Below are 18,891 nucleotides of genomic sequence, written 5' to 3' on the forward strand. Positions count from 1 at the left end.
TTGTAGCATACGGGGGCAGCCGGGCAGGGTCAATGCGCGAAGGCGCACACCCGGGGCGGATCGCCGCAAACCCGGCACACAACCTTTCTCCCGAGGCCACGCAGGCCGCAGGAAGCCCCTCCGGTGACACGCCGGGTGGCACCGTCGGGCGGGTTGCACGGAAGAGTACGACGAGGGAGCCGATCATCCAAGAGCCCGCAACGTCCGAGCCGGCCTTCGAGCCGGAAGCCACCCGCCGTGACGCAGACGTCACCGAGAGCTCCCGGGCCAACCGGGGCTGGTGGGACCGCAACGCGGACGAATACCAGACAGAACACGGCACTTTCCTCGGCGACGACCGCTTCGTGTGGGGTCCCGAGGGACTGGACGAGGTGGAGGCCGAGCTGCTCGGCCCGCCGGAGGAGCTGAAGGGGAAGGCCGTCCTGGAGATCGGCGCCGGCGCGGCCCAGTGCGCACGCTGGCTGGCCGCGCAGGGCGCGCGTCCGGTCGCCCTGGACCTGTCCCACCGCCAGCTCCAGCACGCGCTGCGCATCGGTGGCCCGTTTCCGCTGGTGTGCGCCGACGCGGGCGCGCTGCCCTTCGCGGACGGCTCCTTCGACCTGGCCTGCTCGGCGTACGGGGCGCTGCCCTTCGTGGCCGACCCGGTGCTGGTCCTGAGGGAGGTGCGGCGGGTGCTGCGGCCTGGCGGCCGTTTCGTGTTCTCGGTGACCCACCCGATCCGCTGGGCGTTCCCGGACGAGCCGGGTCCCGAGGGCCTGTCGGTGTCCTCCTCGTACTTCGACCGCACTCCTTACGTCGAGCAGGACGAGGAGGGCCGCGCGGTGTACGTGGAGCACCATCGGACGCTCGGCGACCGGGTGCGCGACATCGTGGCGGGCGGCTTCCGGCTGGTGGACCTGGTCGAGCCGGAGTGGCCGGCCTGGAACTCGTCGGAGTGGGGCGGCTGGTCCCCGCTGCGCGGGAACCTGATCCCGGGGACGGCCATCTTCGTCTGCGAGCGGGACTAGGGCCTCTTCCTGGGCAGCATTACTACGCCGCGCGCGCGTGCGAGGCGTTTTCGGTGGCGTACGACACTAGGTGCGTGATCCCCCGTGACGACGCCCTCGACGCGCTGCCCGTGCGGGCCGCCCTGCCCGCCCTGAACGACGCCCTGGACGGGCACGGTGCCGCCGTCCTCGCCGCGCCGCCCGGCACCGGCAAGACGACGCTGGTGCCGTTGGCGCTGGCCGGGCTGCTGGGCGAGGGGCCCGCGCGGCGGGTGGTGGTGGCCGAGCCGCGGCGGATCGCGGCGCGGGCGGCGGCCCGGCGGATGGCATGGCTGCTGGGCGAGAGGGCCGGGGAGAGCGTCGGATACACCGTGCGCGGGGAGCGGGTCGTGGGGCCACGCGCGCGCGTGGAGGTCGTCACGACCGGTGTGCTGTTGCAGCGTCTGCAGCGCGACCAGGAGTTGACGGGTGTCGACGTGGTGGTGCTGGACGAGTGCCATGAGCGGCATCTCGACGCGGACACCTCGGCCGCCTTCCTGTGGGACGTGCGCGAGACGCTGCGGCCCGAGCTGCGGCTGGTGGCCGCCTCGGCGACGACGGACACGGCCGGGTGGGCGCGGCTGCTGGGCGGGGCGCCGGTGGTGGAGGCCCACGGGTCGGCGTACGACGTGGAGGTGGTGTGGGCGCCTCCGGTCCGTCCGGTGCGGCCGCCGCACGGGATGCGGGTGGATCCCGCGCTGCTGACGCATGTGGCGTCGGTGGTGCGGCGGGCGCTGGCCGAGCGGCCGGGGGATGTGCTGTGTTTCCTGCCGGGTGTCGGGGAGATCGCGCGGGTCGCGGGGCAGCTCGGGGATCCGGCCGGGGTGGATGTGCTCCAGGTGCACGGGCGGGCGCCGGCGGCCGTGCAGGACGCGGTGCTGGCGCCCGCCGCGCGGCGCAGGGTGGTGCTCGCGACCTCGGTGGCGGAGTCGTCGCTGACGGTTCCCGGGGTGCGGGTGGTCGTCGACTCGGGGCTGGCCCGGGAGCCGCGGGTGGACCACGCGCGCGGGCTGAGCGCGCTCACGACCGTGCGGGCCTCGCAGGCGGCGGGTCGGCAGCGGGCGGGGCGGGCCGGGCGGGAGGCGCCGGGTGCGGTGTACCGGTGCTGGGCGGAGGCGGAGGACGCCCGTCTGCCGTCGTTCCCGGCCCCGGAGATCAAGGTGGCCGACCTGACCGCGTTCGCCCTCCAGGCTGCCTGCTGGGGCGATCCGGACGCCTCCGGGCTGGCGTTGCTGGATCCGCCGCCGGGCGGGGCGATGGCGGCGGCCAGGTCTTTGCTGACGGCGATCGGCGCGGTGGACTCCGCCGGTCGGGCCACGGGACGAGGGGTGCGGCTGGCGCGGCTCGGGCTGCACCCCCGGCTGGCGCGGGCGTTGCTGGACGGGTCCGCCCTGGTGGGGGTGGAGAGGGCCTCGGAGGTGGTCGCGCTGCTCAGCGAGGAGGCTCCGCGGGAGTACGGGGATGATCTGGCCGCTGCTCTGCGAGCCGCCCGGCGCGGGGGTGACGCCTACGGCTCGCGGTGGCGGGCGGAGGTGCGGCGGCTGCGGGCCGTCGTCGCCGCGGACGTGTCCCGCCCGCCCGCCGGTGACGCCGCTCCGCCGGGCGTGAACGTCGAGGGCCTGGTCGTCGCCCTCGCGTTCCCCGAGCGGGTCGCCAGGCTCGACGGTGGTTCCCACCTCATGGTCTCCGGGACCCGGGCCGAGGTGCGTGAGGGTACCGAGCTGCGGGGTGTGCCCTGGCTGGCGGTCGCCGTCGCGGACCGGCCCGTCGGGAAGGGGCACGCGCGTGTGCAGCTCGCGGCGGTCGTGGACGAGGAGGTCGCCCGGCTCGCCGCCGGTGTGCTGCTCGACGAGCGGGACGAGGTGCACTGGGCCGACGGGGATGTCGTGGCGCGGCGGGTGGAGCGGCTGGGGGCGGTGGAGTTGGCGGTGCGGCCGCTGCGGGACGCCGACGCGGTGCTCGTGCGCGGTGCGTTGCTCGAGGGGCTGGAGAGGGAAGGGCTGGGATTGCTGCGGTGGTCGCCCGAGGCGGGCGTGCTGCGGCAGCGGCTGGCCTTTCTGCGGCTGCGGCTCGGGGATCCGTGGCCCGACGTGTGCGACGCGTCGCTGCACGCGCGCGTGGACGAGTGGCTGGAGCCGGAGCTGGGCCGGGCCCGGCGGCGCAGCGATCTCGGGCGGATCGACGCCGGTCAGGCGTTGGGGCGGCTGTTGCCGTGGGCCTCGGGCGAGGCGGGGCGGCTGGACGAGCTGGCGCCGGAGCGGATCGCCGTCCCCAGTGGGTCGAGGATCCGGGTCGACTACGCCGACCCGGAGCGGCCGGTGCTGGCGGTGAAGTTGCAGGAGATGTTCGGGCTGGCCGAGACGCCCCGTGTCGCGGGCGTACCGGTGCTGGTGCATCTTCTGTCCCCCGCCGGGCGGCCCGCTGCCGTCACCACCGACCTCGCCTCCTTCTGGAAGGACGGTTACCGGGCCGTGCGAGCAGAACTGCGGGGGCGGTATCCCAGGCATCCGTGGCCGGAGGATCCGGCCGCGGCGGAGCCGACCCGGTATACGAACGCCCGGCTGCGGCGGACGTGAGCGCGGGAAAGCGGAGACTGTAGAGCCCTGTCGCGGTGAGGACGGCGAGGCGGCCGTCCGGTGCGGGGGTCACGCATTGGATCGGGGAGCCCATGGCGATCCGCGCGACCTCCCGGTCGCCGTCGATGTCGATGACGGTGAGCGTGTCCTGGTAGCCGACGGCGACGGCCGTGCGCTGGCCGTCCACGCGGTGCAGGTAGACGTCGCGGAAGTGTCCGTGCGCCCAGGACCAGCGCTCGGCCCCGTCGAGGACGCCGCACACCGCGATGCCCTTGCCGGGCACGAGATGGGCGACGACGGGTTCGTCGTCCCAGTCGTCCAGGGCGATGCCGCCCGGCTGCCGGAACTGTGTCATGCCCCCGTGCACGTCCGCGTCGGGTTTGTGGAAGACGGTGCCGCCTCCGGGGAACTCGACCACGCTGAGGCCGTGTTCGTAGGTGTGGTAGGCCACGTAGAGGCGGCCCGCGACCGTGCGGTGGGCCAGCAGCCGTGGCCTGCCCTCCATGGGCAGCTCGCCCAGCTTGTGTCCGGTCAGGGACCACACCGCGGCCCGCCCGCCGAACACGCCCAGCAACACCGTCCGGCCGTCGCGGTCCACCGGCTCGATCCAGCGGGCCGGACCGGGCGGGCTGTCCCGCAGCACGAGGTGGCGCCGCCTCGATCCGATGAGCCGTACGTGCCAGTGGTTCGGGCCGCGCGGCCGCTGTCCGCTCACCAGCAGGGGTGTGCCCGCGCTCCCCCTGACGTAGTGGCCGCGCCTCTTGGCCTGCCACACCAGCAGCCGTCCGGTCGCCGGGTCCAGGCATCGGACGCCTGCGCCGTCGGCCAGGGCCAGGACGTCCCGGCCCGCTGCGCGCCCCTGGCTCAGGGTGGTGCCGAAGAGAGCGGAGAACCGGCGGGGTTCGGCGTCCCCGGTGTCGGCGCCGTCGAGCCGGACGGTCCACAGCGACACCTCGCTGTCCAGGAAGTCGCCCGTGGCGAGGAGCAGTTCGTCGGGGCCCGCTGCCGTGACCGCGAAGGGGTGCATGGCGTGCAGGCCGGCGTGGAGCAGCCGGGTGCGCAGGCCGCTCGTGTCGACCGCCTCGACGCCGCCCAGGTCGACGATCAGCCGGACCGGTCCCTTCCCGGTCGGCAGGAGACGGTCTCCGTTGGAGGGTCCCGTGGAGGTCAGGCAGGTCCATTCCTCGCAGCCGCTGCCGTGGTCCACGCGCGCGTGTGCGGGCTTGCGGCTTCCTTCGAGGCGGAAGTCCGTCGTCGCGACCGCCACTCGTCCCTCGTGGAGGAGGAGGTCTTGCAGGTCGCGGCCGCGCAGCCGCCAGGTCCGGCTGTCGAGGGTGCGCCAGCCGTCCCGTACGGACACGGTCCACCGGTACGCCTGCGGGGGCTTCCGGCTGTCGCCGCCGGGTTCCCCGCAGGCGGCGGCGACGATCAGTTCGCCGGCGCGTGCCTCCATCGCGAGGTGGTCGCGCGAGATGTCTTTGGGCCCCGCGCCCGCGCAGTACAGACGGCTCAGCTCGGTTCCGGTGCGCATGTCCACGAGCCGGACGTGGCCCTCGCGGGTGAGCGCGCCCGCGATCAGCGTGTCGTCCACCTCCACCAGGGCGATGGCTTCGGCGTCCGTCTCGAACCTGCTGCCCCATGGGCTGAGCCGGGCGACGTCCCAGACCTGGAGGTGGCCGCCGGGTCCGTCGGAGACCTGGACCAGCAGCCGGCCGCCGGCACCGCCCGGGCAGGTGGCCGTCGCGGAGATGTACTGATGCGACCACCCGGGCGCGTCAGCGACTTCGGGCAGATCCCCGAGTGGCTCGCAGGTCGTCGTGTCCCAGGCCTGTAGGCGCTTGTTGTCCAGCGTCAGCAGGACTCCGCGGTCGCCGCAGTCGACGATCGCCACCGGCGAGGCCCCCCGGGGAAAGCGTCCCACCGACCGGTGCGCTGTGGGTGGGCTGGGCACGTACGCCCATTCCGCCACCCATGGCTGGCGCGGAAGCCGGGACAGGGTCGCGTCGGCGAGGTCCCGGTTGCCCGCCTCCAGGGCGGTGAGGCGCAGCAGGGCGGCCCGCGCGCCGGCGTCGGGCTCGGTGGCGAGGTGCGGCGCGATGCGCTCGTAGGTGCTGCGGACGGCGCGGGCACGGCGGGTGCGGACACCGGGCAGGGCGCGGCGCAGCGGGCCGGGTCCGACCGTGACGAGGAACAGCGGGTCGCTCACCAGGTCGTCCAGGAGGCCGCCGGCGGCGGCGTGGGTGGGCAGGTGTTCGCGCAGGTAGGGGTCGGCGGCGGCCCAGTCGGGTCCGGTCGCGTCGTCCGTCGGCGGCACGAGGCCGATCAGGGCTCGTGCCACCTGCCGGGCGCAGTCCTGCGTGAGGCCGGCGCGCAGTTCGTCCGCGAACGTCTCGTGGTAGAGGCGGTACACCGATCGGCCGCTGTCGTCGACGTCCTCGACGATGTGGGATCCGCCGCTGCGCAGGATCCAGCGCAGGTCCTGGGGGCTCACGTGGTCGCCGGTGAGGACCGAGGCCATGGCGCGCCAGACGTCGCCGGCGGGGAGTCCGCCGCCCTCGGCGAGCGCGAGGGCGGTGAGGAGGGCCCGGCCGCGGAGTTCGCGGTCCTCGAACTGTTCGCGCAGGGCCCAGCGGAAGGCCGGTCCGGCGGGCCGGGCGGATTCCCCGGTGAGTTCGGGGAGTTGGTCCCGCCAGTCGGGCGCCGAGGTGTCGAGGGCGGTGCCGCGGTGGGCGAGCGGCCGGGCGACGAGCCTTGCGACCAGGTAGTTGCGGTCGGCGCCGGCCTCGATCGCGGCGGCCACCGGGCCTGCGGTGGCCGTGTCGTAGGGGCTGGTGCTGCCGGGGCCGTCGGGGGCGAGGAGGAGCCGGGTGGTGTACGAGCGGAGGTCGCCCGGTCGGGTCCAGCGGGGATCGTCGAGGTCGATGCGGTGGAAGCCGGTGCCGAGGGCGGGTACGGCGCGTGGTCGGGTGCCGGTCAGCAGGTGGACGCAGGGCAGTTGGGCGAGGGGGCGCAGCAGTTGGGCCGCGATGCGTTCGGGTTCGCGGTCGGCGCCGGCGGTGCCGGCCTCGTCCAGGGCGTCGACGACGATGTGCAGCGGGGTCCGGCGGTCGTCGAGGGCGGCGACGAGCCGGCCGGGGTCTGTGGCGGCCGGGTGGTCGGGGTTGAGGCCCGCGGCGTCGGCGATCGCGGCGGTGATCTCTTCGAGGAGTTTGTGGCGGGCGTGGATGGCGGTGAGCGGAGCGGCGTCCGGTGGGGCGTCCAGGACGAGGCGGCCGAGCAGCGCGGACTTGCCGACGCCGGCGCCGCCGGTCACCACGAGGCATCGGTGGGCCGTGGGCGTGGTGTCGGTCAGCCAGGCGGTGAGTCGGGCGAGGGCCTTCTCGCGGCCGGTGAAGTAGGAGCCCTGGCCGCCGAGTGCGTCCGCGCCGCGGCCGCGCGGGTCGAAGTGGCCGAGGAGTTCCTCGCGGCGTCGCCGGCCCTCGGCGCTGTTCCAGGTGCGCTGTTCGTCGAGGTCGATGCCGTGGGGGGTGTCGGGTGCGTAGCGGGGGTTGGGGAAGAACGGGAACCCCTCGCCGCTGGGCAGGGTGCCCCAGGCCGCGTGCTGGAAGTGTCCGCGGGCGGCGAGGCGCTCGTTGACGCGGTCGACGACCTGTTCCAGGTAGAGCTTGCGTTGGCGGTGGCCGCCGAGGGTGAGGTCGTCGACGGCTTCGCGCAGGGCGCGGGCGAACGCCCCGTCCTCGGCGGTCTGCGTGGTGCGTGCGGCGGCGATGACGGAGAAGGCGGTGAGGCGGCTGTGGTCGGCGGCCCGTGCCGCGGTCAGGCGGGCGCCGAGGTCCTCGGCGGTGCGGGCGGCGTCGACGCCGCCGTGTCCGGCGCAGCAGGTGTCGATGATCAGCAGCAGTCGTTCGACGCCGTTCTCCGTGACGATGCGGACCACGTCCTCGGTGGCGAGTGCGGTGCCGCCGAGCCGGCCGGGGTGGCTGTCGCGGCACAGGAGGTAGTGCCTGTTGTGGTCCTGGTCGCCGTGGCCGCTGTAGTAGAGGACGAGGGCGTCGTCGGTGCGTTCCTCGGCGGCGGCCCATTGGGACAGGCCGCGGCGGAACTCGTCGGCGGTGAGGTCCTGGAGGCGGTGGTCCTCGGTGTAGCCGAGGAGGCGGAAGACGCCCGCGACGGTGTCCAGGTCCGCCGGAACGCCGGGGAGTGGCTCCTGGTGGTCGTAGCGGGCGGTGCCGCCGACCACGACGAGTCTGCGTACCGTCACCTGCCGCCCTCCGGTAGGTCCTGGGGCCGGTCCTGCGGGGGGAGTCCGGCGGTGATCGCCGCGCCGGTCTCTGCGGCGGTGAGGTGGTGGGCGATGGCGTGGGCCTGCCAGCCGTTGTCGACGAGGACGTCGTGGACGTGGCGGTGCGCGTCGTCGAAGACGGGTCCGAGTGTCTTGACCAGCGCGACGACGTCCCGGCGGTCGCAGAGGTTGGTCCAGCGCTCGATCGTGCCGGGCCACCGGCCGCGCCCGTCTTTCGGCGGCGGGTCGAGACGGTCGAGGACCAGGTGGGGGATGCCGAGCGGGGAGCCGAGGGTGACCAGGGCGCGGACGGGCCACTCAGGGTGGGCGGCCAGTGCTTCGTAGGCGACGACGGAGCCGAGGGAGTGGCCGACGAGGACGCGGGTGTCGGGGCCGACGGCCGCGGCGACCGTTGCCTGGACGCGGGCGCGTACGTCGGGTTCCGTGAGGTAGCGGCGGACCTGCCGCAGCACTCCGAGGAGAAAGCGGTCGCCGGAGCGGGCGAGGAACCGGCTGCGGGCCAGGGCGTGGAGTGCCTGTTGCGCGAGGCGCGGGGTGGGTGCCTTGGAGGTGAGGTCGGTGGTGAGGGGCGGCACCCGGTCGGGTTCGATCCGTGCGGCCTCCGCCCACCAGGCCAGCAGCAGTTCGACGTCGTACGGGTCCATGGGCTCCCGGGGGTCCGGCTCAGGCCCGCCCTTGACGGCGGTGGTCCCGGCGGGCCTGAACAGGTTGCCGTAGAAGGCGACTTCGATGTCCTCGGGGCCGAGGGACGGGCCTTCGGGGTGTGCCGCCCGTACTCCGTCGAGCAGCGCGGGCGCGATGCCCGAGTGGAGCGTGCGGGCACCCAGGTACTGGTTCCCGATCCCGTGTACGACGACGATGGCGGCCATGCCCCTCCCCCGGAGCGGTGCTGCCGTGATCGTACAACTCGATTGCGGGGGTCAGGCGTTGACGGGCTCGGGTGTGGCGGCCTCGGCGGGGGCGGGGTCGCCGGGGCGGCGGCTGCGGGCCTCCAGGAAGAGGGACAGGGCCAGGAGTCCGGTGCCGAGGGCGAGGAAGCCCCAGGGCAGGTAGGACGTGAGCAGCAGGACCAGGGTGCGGTTGGACTTGACGAGGGACACCGTGCGGTCGATGTAGTCCTCGCGCATCTTCACGTTCCCGGCGAACGCCGTGACCTTCCCGCGGCCGCGGAGCAGGGAGCCGCCGCGCAGTTCCTCCTGGTGGTTCTCCTCGGCGTAGACGGGCGCTCCGGTGACCGGTTCGACCCAGAACTTGCGGACCGTGGTGTACCAGCGGGTGGTGCCGGTCTTGGCGACGTCCTCCGCAGTGATGCCCTTGACCGGCATCGTCTTGGGCATGGCGACCTTGGTCCAGGGGACGGTCTGCTCGAAGTAGTAGACCGTCAGGCCGCGGAAGGTCCGGGTGCCCTTGTAGTGGATGGGGGCGCTGGTGCGGGTCTGTGCGTCGAAGTACTCGTAGTCCCGTTTCTGGGTCAGGAACGGCCACTTGAACTCGATGCCCTCCCGGCGGACCGGGTCGCCGTCGACGGTCTCGCCGGTGGCGTGGACGGGTTCCTGGGTGTGGGCGTCGAAGATGTACCGCTCGGGGACCTTGGAGACCATCTTGCCGTCGGGGCCCTGGACGTAGGACAGGCCGTCCCAGACGACGACGTCCCGGCCGGCCGTCTTCTCGATCTTCTCGGAGGCTTCCACGTCGCCCTTGAGGGTCTGCACGATGGTGACCTTGGGGACGGTGCGGGCGACCAGGCCGTCGTAGTCGAGGAGGGTGGCGTTCTTCGCCTCCACGACCATCGTCTGGTACTCGTTCGCGGGGATCTTGGCCAGGCGCGGGAAGGCGTACCAGCGCAGCAGCGGGGACAGCGCCGCGCAGAACACGGCGAGGGCGAGCAGGATCAGACTGGCTTTGCGGCGCATCTCGGCCTCCCTCCGGGGCGGTTACGGGTGTGCGGGCACCGTCGTCAGCAGCGGTTTCGGGGAGGTCTTGCCGGTGGGTGTGCCCAGCGCGGTGAGCGTGAGGACCAGGGCGAGCGCGACGGCGAGACCGGTCGCGGCGGCGATCAGGGCACGCATACGGGCCTCCCGGAGCTGACAGGACGTCAGGTCCGGCACGGTAGCAACGGGCGGGCGAGAAGAGAACACGTCGCGCACGGCGGCGGCGCCCCTCCGGTGGGAAGGGGCGCCGCCGCCGTCGTACGGAAAGGCCCTGGGGACAGGGTGCGAGGGGTTACGAGGCGGGAGCCGTCGTCGAGTCCGACCCGCTCGGCGTGGGGCTCGGGGTCGAGGTCGCCGCGGCCGTGACGGTCAGTTCGACCGTGAGGGTCGCTCCGCCCGTGGTGGTGATGCGGAGCAGGTACGTGCCGGCGTTGTCGTCCGCGTACAGCTTGGGCAGTTGCAGCAGGCCGTTCGCGTCCGTCTGGAGGTCCAGGGTGCGGACGGGGTTGCCGGAGGCGTCCTTGAAGTAGGGGCCCTTGTCGTTCGTGGTCGTGTCGTCGGCCGACTTGACCAGGGTGGCGGTGGCCGCGACCTTGTCCGCGACGGCGCCCTTGTACGTGGCCTTCACCTCGACCTGGTCGGCGAACTCGCCGCCGGCGGTGCAGGTCAGCGCGGTCTGGCTGGTGCGGGCGAGGGCGTCGGCGGCGCGGGCGGTGACGGTGGCCGCGTAGTCGAGGGGGGACAGTGTGCGGCCGAAGACCGTGGCGCGGACGGTGAAGGCGCCGGTCTTCTCGCCCGCCACGAGCGCGGGCGCCAGCGCGATGCCCTTGCTGTCGGTGACGATCGTGGCGACGCTCTCGCCGCCGGTGAAGGTGGCGTCGGTGTCGCCGACGATGGCGAAGCGGATCCTGACCTTGGCGACGGCCTTGCCGGCCGCCGTCTCCGCCCGGGTGCTGATCCGGTCGGCGTACGTGTCGCCCGCCATGGCGGTCAGGCTCGCCGTGCCCGCGTCCTCGAGGTGGTCCACCGTGTCGGTCGGCGTCGGAGTCGGAGTCGGCGTCGCGGGGGTGGGCTTGGGGGGCGTGCTGGGCGTGCCGGGGGTCGACGGCGTGCTCGGCGTCGCGGGCGTGCCGGGCGTCGACGGGGTGGACGGCGAGGTGGGCGTGGTGCTCGTGTCGTCGTCGCTGCGGCCGCTCGGCACGGTGCCGGTGCCGTTGGGGATCTCGTGGGTGCCCTTGCGGTAGTACTCCAGCCACGACAGGACGGTGTTGAGGTAGTCCGTGGAGTTGTTGTAGCTGAGGATCGCGCTGCGCATCCCGGACGTGGTGGACATGTCCCAGTCGTAGCGGCACAGGTAGTGGCCGGCGGCGAGCGCGGCGTCGTAGACGTTGTTGGGGTCCTTCTTGCCGTCGCCGTTGCCGTCGCGGCCCGCCCACTCCCAGGTGGACGGGATGAACTGCATGGGGCCGACGGCGCGGTCGTAGGTGCTGTCGCCGTCGTAGGCGCCGTTGTCGGTGTCGCTGATGTTGGCGAAACCGACGCCGTTGAGGACCGGGCCGAGGATCGACGAGATGGTCGTGCCGTCCGCGCTGACGTCGCCGCCGCGGGCCTGGCCCGACTCGACCTTGCCGATGGCGGCGAGGAGCTGCCAGGGCATGTTGCAGCCCGGCTTGGACTGCGCCAGCTCCGCCTCGGCCTTCTTGTAGGCGTCCAGGACGGTCGCGGGTATGCCCGCCTCGGCGCTGCCGGTCGCGGCCGGCGTGGTGGGCGAGCTCGCGCTCGGGGCGGGGTTCGGGCTGTTCAGCGGCGGCAGGTCCGTGTAGTACGGCGAGTCGCCGGTGGCGCTGCCACCCGTGCCCGTGCTCGGGTCGGCGGACGGGGCGTCGGCGGCGGTCTGTCTGCCGTGACCGTCGGCCGTGACGTCCGGTGCCTGGGACGCGGCCAGAGCCGCGACCGCCAGTGCGGCCACGGTCGTGTTGACCGCTCCCTTGCGCAGCCTCGTGCCGAAATGCGCCGACATGAAGTGAAACCCTCCCGTGGACACCGAACGCCCGTCTCTACGTCTGCACTCTGCCGTCACCGCTGTTGCGGGTGTCGCCGTTGCCACTGTTGTGACGCCACTGGTGTGACGATCAACCCGCCCCGAGGGTTGCGCTCGTGGGCGGTTTGCGCTGTTCTGTTCTCTTGTTCGACGCGCTTCCCGGGCACGGCGACCCAGGCGACCCTACGACAACTTCTTTTGCACCGGCACCCGTTCGGGCGCCGTTTTCACCCGGCGGTCATATGCCGTTCGGCCGGGAACCGTGCCCCGCATACTGGACGTCTTTGATCACCGGGCCGGCCGGCCCGCCAACGTCCGCCCCCGGGAGCCCCGTTGCCGTTCACGCTGAGTCACGCCGCGGCCGTGCTGCCCGCCGTGCGCCCGGACGGCACCGGCCGCGGACCGCTGGTGCCGGCCGTCCTCGTGGCGGGTTCCTTCGCTCCCGACATGACCTACTACGCGGCGAGTGTCCTGCCCGGAGCCATGGAGTTCGGCGACGTCACGCACTCCTTCGCCGGGGTGTTCACGGTCGACGTGCTCGTCGCCTGGGCGCTGGTGTGGCTCTGGCTGCTGGTGCGCGAACCGCTGGTGGCGCTGCTGCCACGGACCCGGCAGGGCCGGACGGCCGCCCTGACCCGCTGCGGAGCGCCCCGCGCGCGGGTACGGCCGTCCGTGGCCCTGTGGTGGTACGTCTCCGCGGCGCTGGGCGCGCTGACACACGTGGTGTGGGACGCGTTCACACACCTCGACCGCTGGGGCATGCGGCTGTTCCCCGTCCTCGGCGAGAAGATCGCCGGCTCACCCCTGTACTGGTACCTGCAGTACGGGGGCTCGGCAGTGGCCGCGGTCGTGATCGCCGTGTTCCTGACGTACGCGCTGCGCCGGGCGCCCGCCGGTGAGCCGGTGGGGGTTCCGGTGCTGTCGGCGCGGGGCCGGTGGCGGGCCGGTGCCGCGATCGGCGGCTGTGCGCTGGTCGCGGCGGTACGGCGGGCGACGCGGTGGTGGGACTACTGGGGGCCGCGGGATGCCAAGCCGTGGGACCTCGTCCCGACGCTGTGCTTCGGGGCGGGCGCGGGGCTGGTGCTGGGGGTGCTGCTGTACGCCGTCGGCGTGCGGCTGTGGCGTCCGGCCCCTCCGGCCGCCCAGGGTCTCTCCACAGGGCGGCCGCGTCCGGAGGCGGTCAGCGGGGAGCGGAGCCGTCCGGGCGTTCGCTGAGGGGTCTCGCGGTCGCGGCGACAACGGGGACGGGGACGGCGGGGATGACCGGGATGCGGCGGGCCGTACGGGGTCTGTGGAGCCGGCCGAGGACGCCGAGGACGAGGGCCAGGCAGCCGCGCACCGTCTCGGCCCACAGCCGCCAGGTGTCGCCCCGGGGCACGAACCGCAGGACGAACCGGGGGACGAGACGGGCGAAGGGGCGACGCAGCCCGGCGACAGTCGTGTGCAGGGCCGTGACGGGGGCCCTCGGGATGCGGGGAGTGGCGGCGCCGGGCGCGAGCGCGGGGCGCGGCCGCCTCCAGGGAGCCGTGCCGGGGGCGAGCCGCGTGTCCGCGGTCGCCGTGGCGTGAACGCGTGCGTGGGCCCTCCGGCGGTGAAGCATGCGTATACCCATGGCCGCATCCTGGCGGGCCTGGGCGGGCGGAGGCCTGTTCTCGGGGGCCACGCGGGTGAGGGCCCTTCGGGGGATGACCAGGGGTGACGAAGAACCCCGTCAGGCGTCGCTCCTCTTCGAGGGAGCAAGGTCAAGGGAGCAAGGGGAGCAAGGTCGAGGGACCGGGAGAGGCCCTGTCCGCATCGACAGGGCCCCTCCCGGCAGGCCTCGCGCGACCGCCGCTGCGCCTCCGGAGACTAGTGCGCCGCCGACTCCCAGTCCGTGCCCGCGCCCACCGAGACACCGAGCGGGACGTTGAGGTGGACGGCGGCGGCCATCTCGCGGCGGACCAGTTCCTCCGCCGCCGCCCGCTCGCCGGGGGCGATCTCCAGGACGATTTCGTCGTGGACCTGGAGCAGCATGCGGGACTTGAGGTCCGCCGCGCGCAGGGCCGCGTCCACCTTCAGCATGGCGAGCTTGACGATGTCGGCCGCCGTGCCCTGGATCGGCGCGTTGAGGGCCATGCGCTCGGCCGCCTCGCGGCGCTGACGGTTGTCGCTGTTGAGGTCGGGCAGGTAGCGGCGGCGGCCGAACAACGTCGCCGTGTAACCCGTCGCCCGTGCCTCGTCGACCGCGCGGCGCAGGTAGTCCCGTACGCCGCCGAACCGCTCGAAGTAGGCGTCCATCAGGGCACGGGCCTCGCCCGCGTCGATGTTCAGCTGCTGGGACAGACCGAACGCCGACAGGCCGTACGCCAGGCCGTAGGACATGGCCTTGATCTTGCGGCGCATCTCCGCGTCCACCGCGCCCGGCTCGACGCCGAACACCTGGGAGGCGGCCGTGGTGTGCAGGTCCTCGCCGGAGGTGAACGCCTCGATGAGGCCCTCGTCCTCGGAGAGATGGGCCATCACGCGCAGTTCGATCTGACTGTAGTCGGCCGTCATCAGGGACTCGAAGCCCTCGCCGACGACGAAGCCGCGGCGGATCGCCCGGCCCTCGTCCGTGCGGACGGGGATGTTCTGCAGGTTCGGGTCCGTGGACGACAGACGGCCCGTCGCGGCGACCGTCTGGTTGAACGTGGTGTGGATGCGGCCGTCGGCGGCGATCGTCTTGATCAGGCCCTCGACGGTGACGCGGAGCTTCGCCTGCTCGCGGTGGCGGAGCATGACGACCGGCAGCTCGTTGTCGGTCTGCCCGGCGAGCCAGGCCAGCGCATCGGCGTCGGTGGTGTAGCCGGTCTTGGTCTTCTTCGTCTTCGGCAGGCCCAGTTCGCCGAAGAGGACCTCCTGGAGCTGCTTGGGCGAGCCCAGGTTGAACTCGTGCCCGGCCGCCGCGTGCGCCTCCTTCACGGCCTGCTGGACGGCGCCCGCGAACATCTGCTCCATGGCCTCCAGGTGGGCACGGTCGGCCGCGATGCCGTACCGCTCCATGCGGGCCAGGAGGGCGGAGGTGGGCAACTCCATGTCGCCCAGCAGGTCGGCCGCGCCGACCTCCTCCAGACGGCCCCGGAAGGCCTCGCCCAGGTCGACGATCGTGCGGGCCTGCACCATGAGGGCCTCGGCCTCGGCGCCGTCGTCCGCGCCGAAGGCGAGCTGGCCGTCGGCCGCGGCGGCCGGGGCCAGTTCACGGCCCAGGTACTCCAGGGACAGCGCGTCCAGGTCGAAGGAGCGGCGGCCCGGCTTGACCAGATAGGCGGCCAGAGCCGTGTCCATGGACATGCCGGCGACGGACCAGCCGTGCTCGGCGAAGACCCGCATCGCGCCCTTGCCGTTGTGCAGGACCTTGGGGCGGTCCTCGGCGGCGAGCCAGGCCACCCACGCGTTCTCGTCCGACTCGTCCAGCTCCGCCGGGTCGAACCAGGCGGCCGCTCCGCCTGCCGCGGCGAGCGCGACCTCGGCGACCGAGCCGGCGCCCAGCGCCCAGGTGTCGACGGTGGCGACACCGAGGGTCTCGGTGCCGTGCTCGGCGAGCCAGCCCGCCAGCTCGCCCGTGCCCAGCACCGCGCCGTCCAGCTCCACGCCACCGGTGACCACCGGCGTCGCCTCGGCCTCCTCGCCCCCCGGGTCGACGGCGAGCAGCCGCTCGCGCAGCGAGGGGTTCCTGATCTCCAGGGTGTCCAGAACCATCGCGACGGCCGTGCGGTCGTACGGGGCGCGCTCCAGGTCGCCGACCGCCTTGGGCAGCTCGACGTCACGGACCATCTCGGTGAGGCGGCGGTTGAGCTTGACGGCCTCCAGGTGGTCGCGCAGGTTCTGCCCGGCCTTGCCCTTGACCTCCTCGACCCGCTCTACGAGCTCCGCGAACGAACCGAACTGGTTGATCCACTTCGCGGCCGTCTTCTCACCGACGCCCGGGATGCCCGGAAGGTTGTCGGACGGGTCGCCGCGCAGGGCCGCGAAGTCGGGGTACTGGGCGGGCGTCAACCCGTACTTCTCGACGACCTTCTCCGGGGTGAACCGGGTCAGCTCCGAGACACCCTTCGTCGGATACAGCACCGTGGTGTGCTCGGACACCAACTGGAAGGAGTCGCGGTCGCCGGTGACGATCAGCACCTCGAAGCCGGCTGCCTCGGCCTGGGTGGCGAGCGTGGCGATGACGTCGTCCGCCTCGAAGCCGTCGACCGCGAACCGCGAGACGTGCATCGCGTCGAGCAGCTCGCCGATCAGCTCGACCTGCCCCTTGAACTCGTCGGGCGTCTTGGAGCGGTTCGCCTTGTACTCGGTGAACTCCTCGGAACGCCAGGTCTTGCGGGAGACGTCGAAGGCGACCGCGAAATGCGTGGGCGCCTCGTCACGCAGGGTGTTGGCCAGCATCGACGCGAAGCCGTAGATCGCGTTCGTCGGCTGGCCCGTCGCGGTGGTGAAGTTCTCCGCGGGCAGCGCGAAGAACGCGCGGTAGGCCAGCGAGTGCCCGTCCATGAGCATCAGGCGCGGGCGGCTCTCGCCGGAGGGGGTGTCGGTCTTCTTCGCTGCTGTCTCTGCCACGCCCCCGATCCTGCCACGCCCCACTGACACTCGGCCCCGGCCGCCGCCCAGGGCCCCGCCCGCACGTGAACGCCGTCACCGCCCCGTGCGAGGATCGTGGAGGTGTGCGACACAGGTGAGCGAAGGAGAGCGCGCGATGGCAACGAAGCCGCCCAAGGCCGATCCGGTCCAGGACGCGCCGCAGGTCGCCGAGCCGAAGCACGCGGCGGCGGGCCTGCCGGCCGTCGGACACTCCCTGCGCATGGCCCAGCAGCAGATGGGCGTGAAGCGGACCGCGCTGACGCTGCTGCGCGTGAACCAGAAGGACGGCTTCGACTGCCCGGGCTGCGCCTGGCCGGAGCCCGAGCACCGGCACGCCGCGGAGTTCTGCGAGAACGGCGCGAAGGCGGTCGCCGAGGAGGCGACGCTGCGCCGGGTCACCCCCGAGTTCTTCGCCGCGCACCCCGTCGCCGACCTCGCCGGCCGCAGCGGCTACTGGCTGGGCCAGCAGGGGCGGCTCACGCACCCCATGTACCTCCCCGAGGGCGGCGAGCGCTACGAGCCGGTCACCTGGGAGCGCGCCTTCGACATCATCGCCGAGGAGACGGCCGCCCTCGCCTCTCCCGACGAGGCCGTCTTCTACACCTCGGGCCGTACCAGCAACGAGGCCGCGTTCCTCTACCAGCTCTTCGCGCGCGAGCTGGGCACGAACAACCTGCCGGACTGTTCCAACATGTGCCACGAGTCCTCCGGCTCGGCCCTGTCGGAGACCATCGGCATCGGCAAGGGCAGCGTCCTGCTCGAGGACCTCTACAAGGCCGACCTGATCATCGTCGCCGGGCAGAACCCGGGCACCAACCACCCACGCATGCTGTCCGCCCTGGAGAAGGCCAAGGCCGGCGGGGCGAAGGTCATCAGCGTCAACCCGCTGCCCGAGGCGGGCCTGGAGCGCTTCAAGAACCCGCAGACCCCGCAGGGCATGCTCAAGGGCGCGGCCCTCACCGACCTGTTCCTGCAGATCCGCATCGGCGGCGACCAGGCCCTGTTCCGTCTCCTCAACAGGCTCGTCCTCGAGACGGACGGCGCGCTCGACGAGGCGTTCATCGGCGAACACACCCATGGCTTCGAGGAGTTCGCCGAGGCCGCCCGCGCCGCCGACTGGGAGGAGACGCTCACCGCGACCGGCCTCACGCGCGCGGAGATCGAGGAAACGCTGCGCATGGTGCTGGCCTCGGAGCGCACCATCGTCTGCTGGGCGATGGGGCTCACCCAGCACAAGCATTCCGTGCCGACCATCCGCGAGGTGGTCAACTTCCTGCTCCTGCGCGGCAACATCGGCCGGCCGGGCGCCGGCGTGTGCCCGGTGCGCGGTCACTCCAACGTGCAGGGCGACCGCACCATGGGCATCTTCGAGCGCCCCGCCCCGGCCTTCCTGGACGCCCTGGAGAAGGAGTTCGGCTTCGCGCCCCCGCGCGAACACGGCTTCGACGTCGTCCGCGCCATCCGCGCGCTGCGCGACGGCGAGGCGAAGCTGTTCTTCGCCATGGGCGGCAACTTCGTGTCGGCCTCCCCCGACACCGAGGTCACCGAGGCGGCCATGCGGCGCGCCCGGCTCACGGTGCACGTGTCGACGAAGCTCAACCGCTCGCACGTCGTCACGGGCGCGCGCGCCCTGATCCTGCCCACGCTCGGGCGCACCGAACGGGACGTGCAGGGCGGCGGCGAGCAGTTCGTGACCGTCGAGGACTCCATGGGCATGGTGCACGCCTCTCGCGGCCGCCTCGCGCCCGCGAGCACCCACCTGCTGTCCGAACCGGCCATCGTGTGCCGCCTCGCCCGCCGGGTGCTCGGCGAGGACAGCAAGGTGCCGTGGGAGGAGTTCGAGAAGGACTACGCGGCGATCCGTGACCGCATCGCCCGCGTGATCCCCGGCTTCGACGACTTCAACGCGCGCGTGGCCCGTCCCGGCGGCTTCACCCTCCCGCACGCCCCGCGCGACGAGCGCCGCTTCCCCACCGCCACTGGCAAGGCCAACTTCACCGCCGCGCCGGTCGAGTACCCCAAGCTGCCCGAGGGCCGCCTCCTGCTGCAGACGCTGCGCTCCCACGACCAGTACAACACCACGATCTACGGCCTGGACGACCGCTACCGGGGCATCAGGAACGGCCGCCGGGTCGTCCTGGTCAACGCGGAGGACGCGCGCGCGTTCGGGCTCGCGGAGGGCTCGTACGTGGACCTGGTGAGCGAGTGGAGGGACGGCGTGGAGCGGCGGGCGCCCGGCTTCCGGGTCGTGCTCTACCCGACCACCCGGGGCTGCGCGGCCGCCTACTACCCGGAGACCAACGTGCTGGTCCCGCTGGACGCCACCGCCGACACCAGCAACACCCCGGCCAGCAAGTCCGTCGTCGTCCGTCTGGAACAATCGTCCACCGACTGAGCGTTTGCTTAAGTCACGCTGGAC

The 18,891-nt window shown here is 73.2% G+C and carries 10 protein-coding genes and 1 pseudogene; 4 read left to right on the forward strand and 7 right to left on the reverse strand.

Going from position 1 to position 18,891, the window contains the following annotated elements; genetic code table 11:
• Positions 1-32: 32 nt before the first annotated feature.
• Both OG289_RS14055 and hrpB read left to right on the forward strand, forming a co-directional pair.
• The gene (locus tag OG289_RS14055; protein WP_442818898.1) at positions 33-1,007 is read left to right on the forward strand and encodes a class I SAM-dependent methyltransferase; all 975 of its coding nucleotides are present in this window, start codon (positions 33-35) and stop codon (positions 1,005-1,007) included.
• A 77-nt stretch (positions 1,008-1,084) separates the two neighbouring features.
• The gene (gene hrpB / locus OG289_RS14060; protein ID WP_327320673.1) at positions 1,085-3,601 is read left to right on the forward strand and encodes an ATP-dependent helicase HrpB; all 2,517 of its coding nucleotides are present in this window, start codon (positions 1,085-1,087) and stop codon (positions 3,599-3,601) included.
• Positions 3,602-6,536: 2,935 nt separating this feature from the next.
• Here hrpB and OG289_RS14065 read toward each other — a convergent pair.
• The 5 genes and pseudogenes from OG289_RS14065 to OG289_RS14085 form a co-directional block, all read right to left on the reverse strand.
• Positions 6,537-7,862 (reverse strand): annotated as a pseudogene (locus OG289_RS14065) (caspase family protein); the annotation flags it as partial.
• Entirely contained in the window at positions 7,859-8,773 is a 915-nt protein-coding gene (locus OG289_RS14070) for a hypothetical protein (protein ID WP_327314337.1), read from the reverse strand. The pseudogene OG289_RS14065 and the gene OG289_RS14070, both read right to left, overlap by 4 nt.
• A 51-nt stretch (positions 8,774-8,824) precedes the next feature.
• Complete coding sequence (locus OG289_RS14075; RefSeq protein WP_327314338.1) at positions 8,825-9,817, reverse strand: DUF3068 domain-containing protein; 993 nt, start codon at positions 9,815-9,817, stop codon at positions 8,825-8,827.
• A gap of 21 nt (positions 9,818-9,838) precedes the next feature.
• A complete protein-coding gene (locus OG289_RS14080) occupies positions 9,839-9,973 on the reverse strand; it encodes an SPW_0924 family protein (RefSeq protein ID WP_107472664.1) in 135 nt (44 codons plus the stop codon).
• 154 nt (positions 9,974-10,127) lie between these two features.
• Complete coding sequence (locus OG289_RS14085) at positions 10,128-11,855, reverse strand: lytic transglycosylase domain-containing protein (protein ID WP_327314339.1); 1,728 nt, start codon at positions 11,853-11,855, stop codon at positions 10,128-10,130.
• 354 nt (positions 11,856-12,209) lie between these two features.
• Here OG289_RS14085 and OG289_RS14090 point away from each other — a divergent pair, with 354 nt between their 5' ends.
• On the forward strand, positions 12,210-13,091 hold the full coding sequence (locus OG289_RS14090) for a DUF4184 family protein (RefSeq protein WP_327314340.1): 882 nt from the start codon (positions 12,210-12,212) through the stop codon (positions 13,089-13,091).
• Here OG289_RS14090 and OG289_RS14095 read toward each other — a convergent pair.
• Positions 13,057-13,488 carry a hypothetical protein gene (locus tag OG289_RS14095; RefSeq protein ID WP_327314341.1) on the reverse strand — a complete coding sequence of 144 codons (432 nt, stop codon included), beginning with the start codon at positions 13,486-13,488 and terminating at the stop codon, positions 13,057-13,059. The two genes, OG289_RS14090 and OG289_RS14095, sit on opposite strands and share 35 nt — an antisense overlap.
• 236 nt (positions 13,489-13,724) lie before the next feature.
• Positions 13,725-16,451: a DNA polymerase I gene (polA, locus tag OG289_RS14100; RefSeq protein ID WP_327314342.1), complete on the reverse strand. Its 2,727-nt coding sequence runs from the start codon at positions 16,449-16,451 to the stop codon at positions 13,725-13,727.
• 136 nt (positions 16,452-16,587) lie between these two features.
• On the opposite strand from polA, the gene OG289_RS14105 reads away from it, so the two are divergent.
• Positions 16,588-18,867, forward strand: a complete 2,280-nt coding sequence (locus tag OG289_RS14105) for an FdhF/YdeP family oxidoreductase (RefSeq protein WP_327314343.1) — start codon at positions 16,588-16,590, stop codon at positions 18,865-18,867.
• Positions 18,868-18,891 lie beyond the last annotated feature (24 nt).

The sequence above is a fragment of the Streptomyces sp. NBC_01235 genome, from assembly GCF_035989285.1.
Classification (GTDB): Bacteria; Actinomycetota; Actinomycetes; order Streptomycetales; family Streptomycetaceae; genus Streptomyces.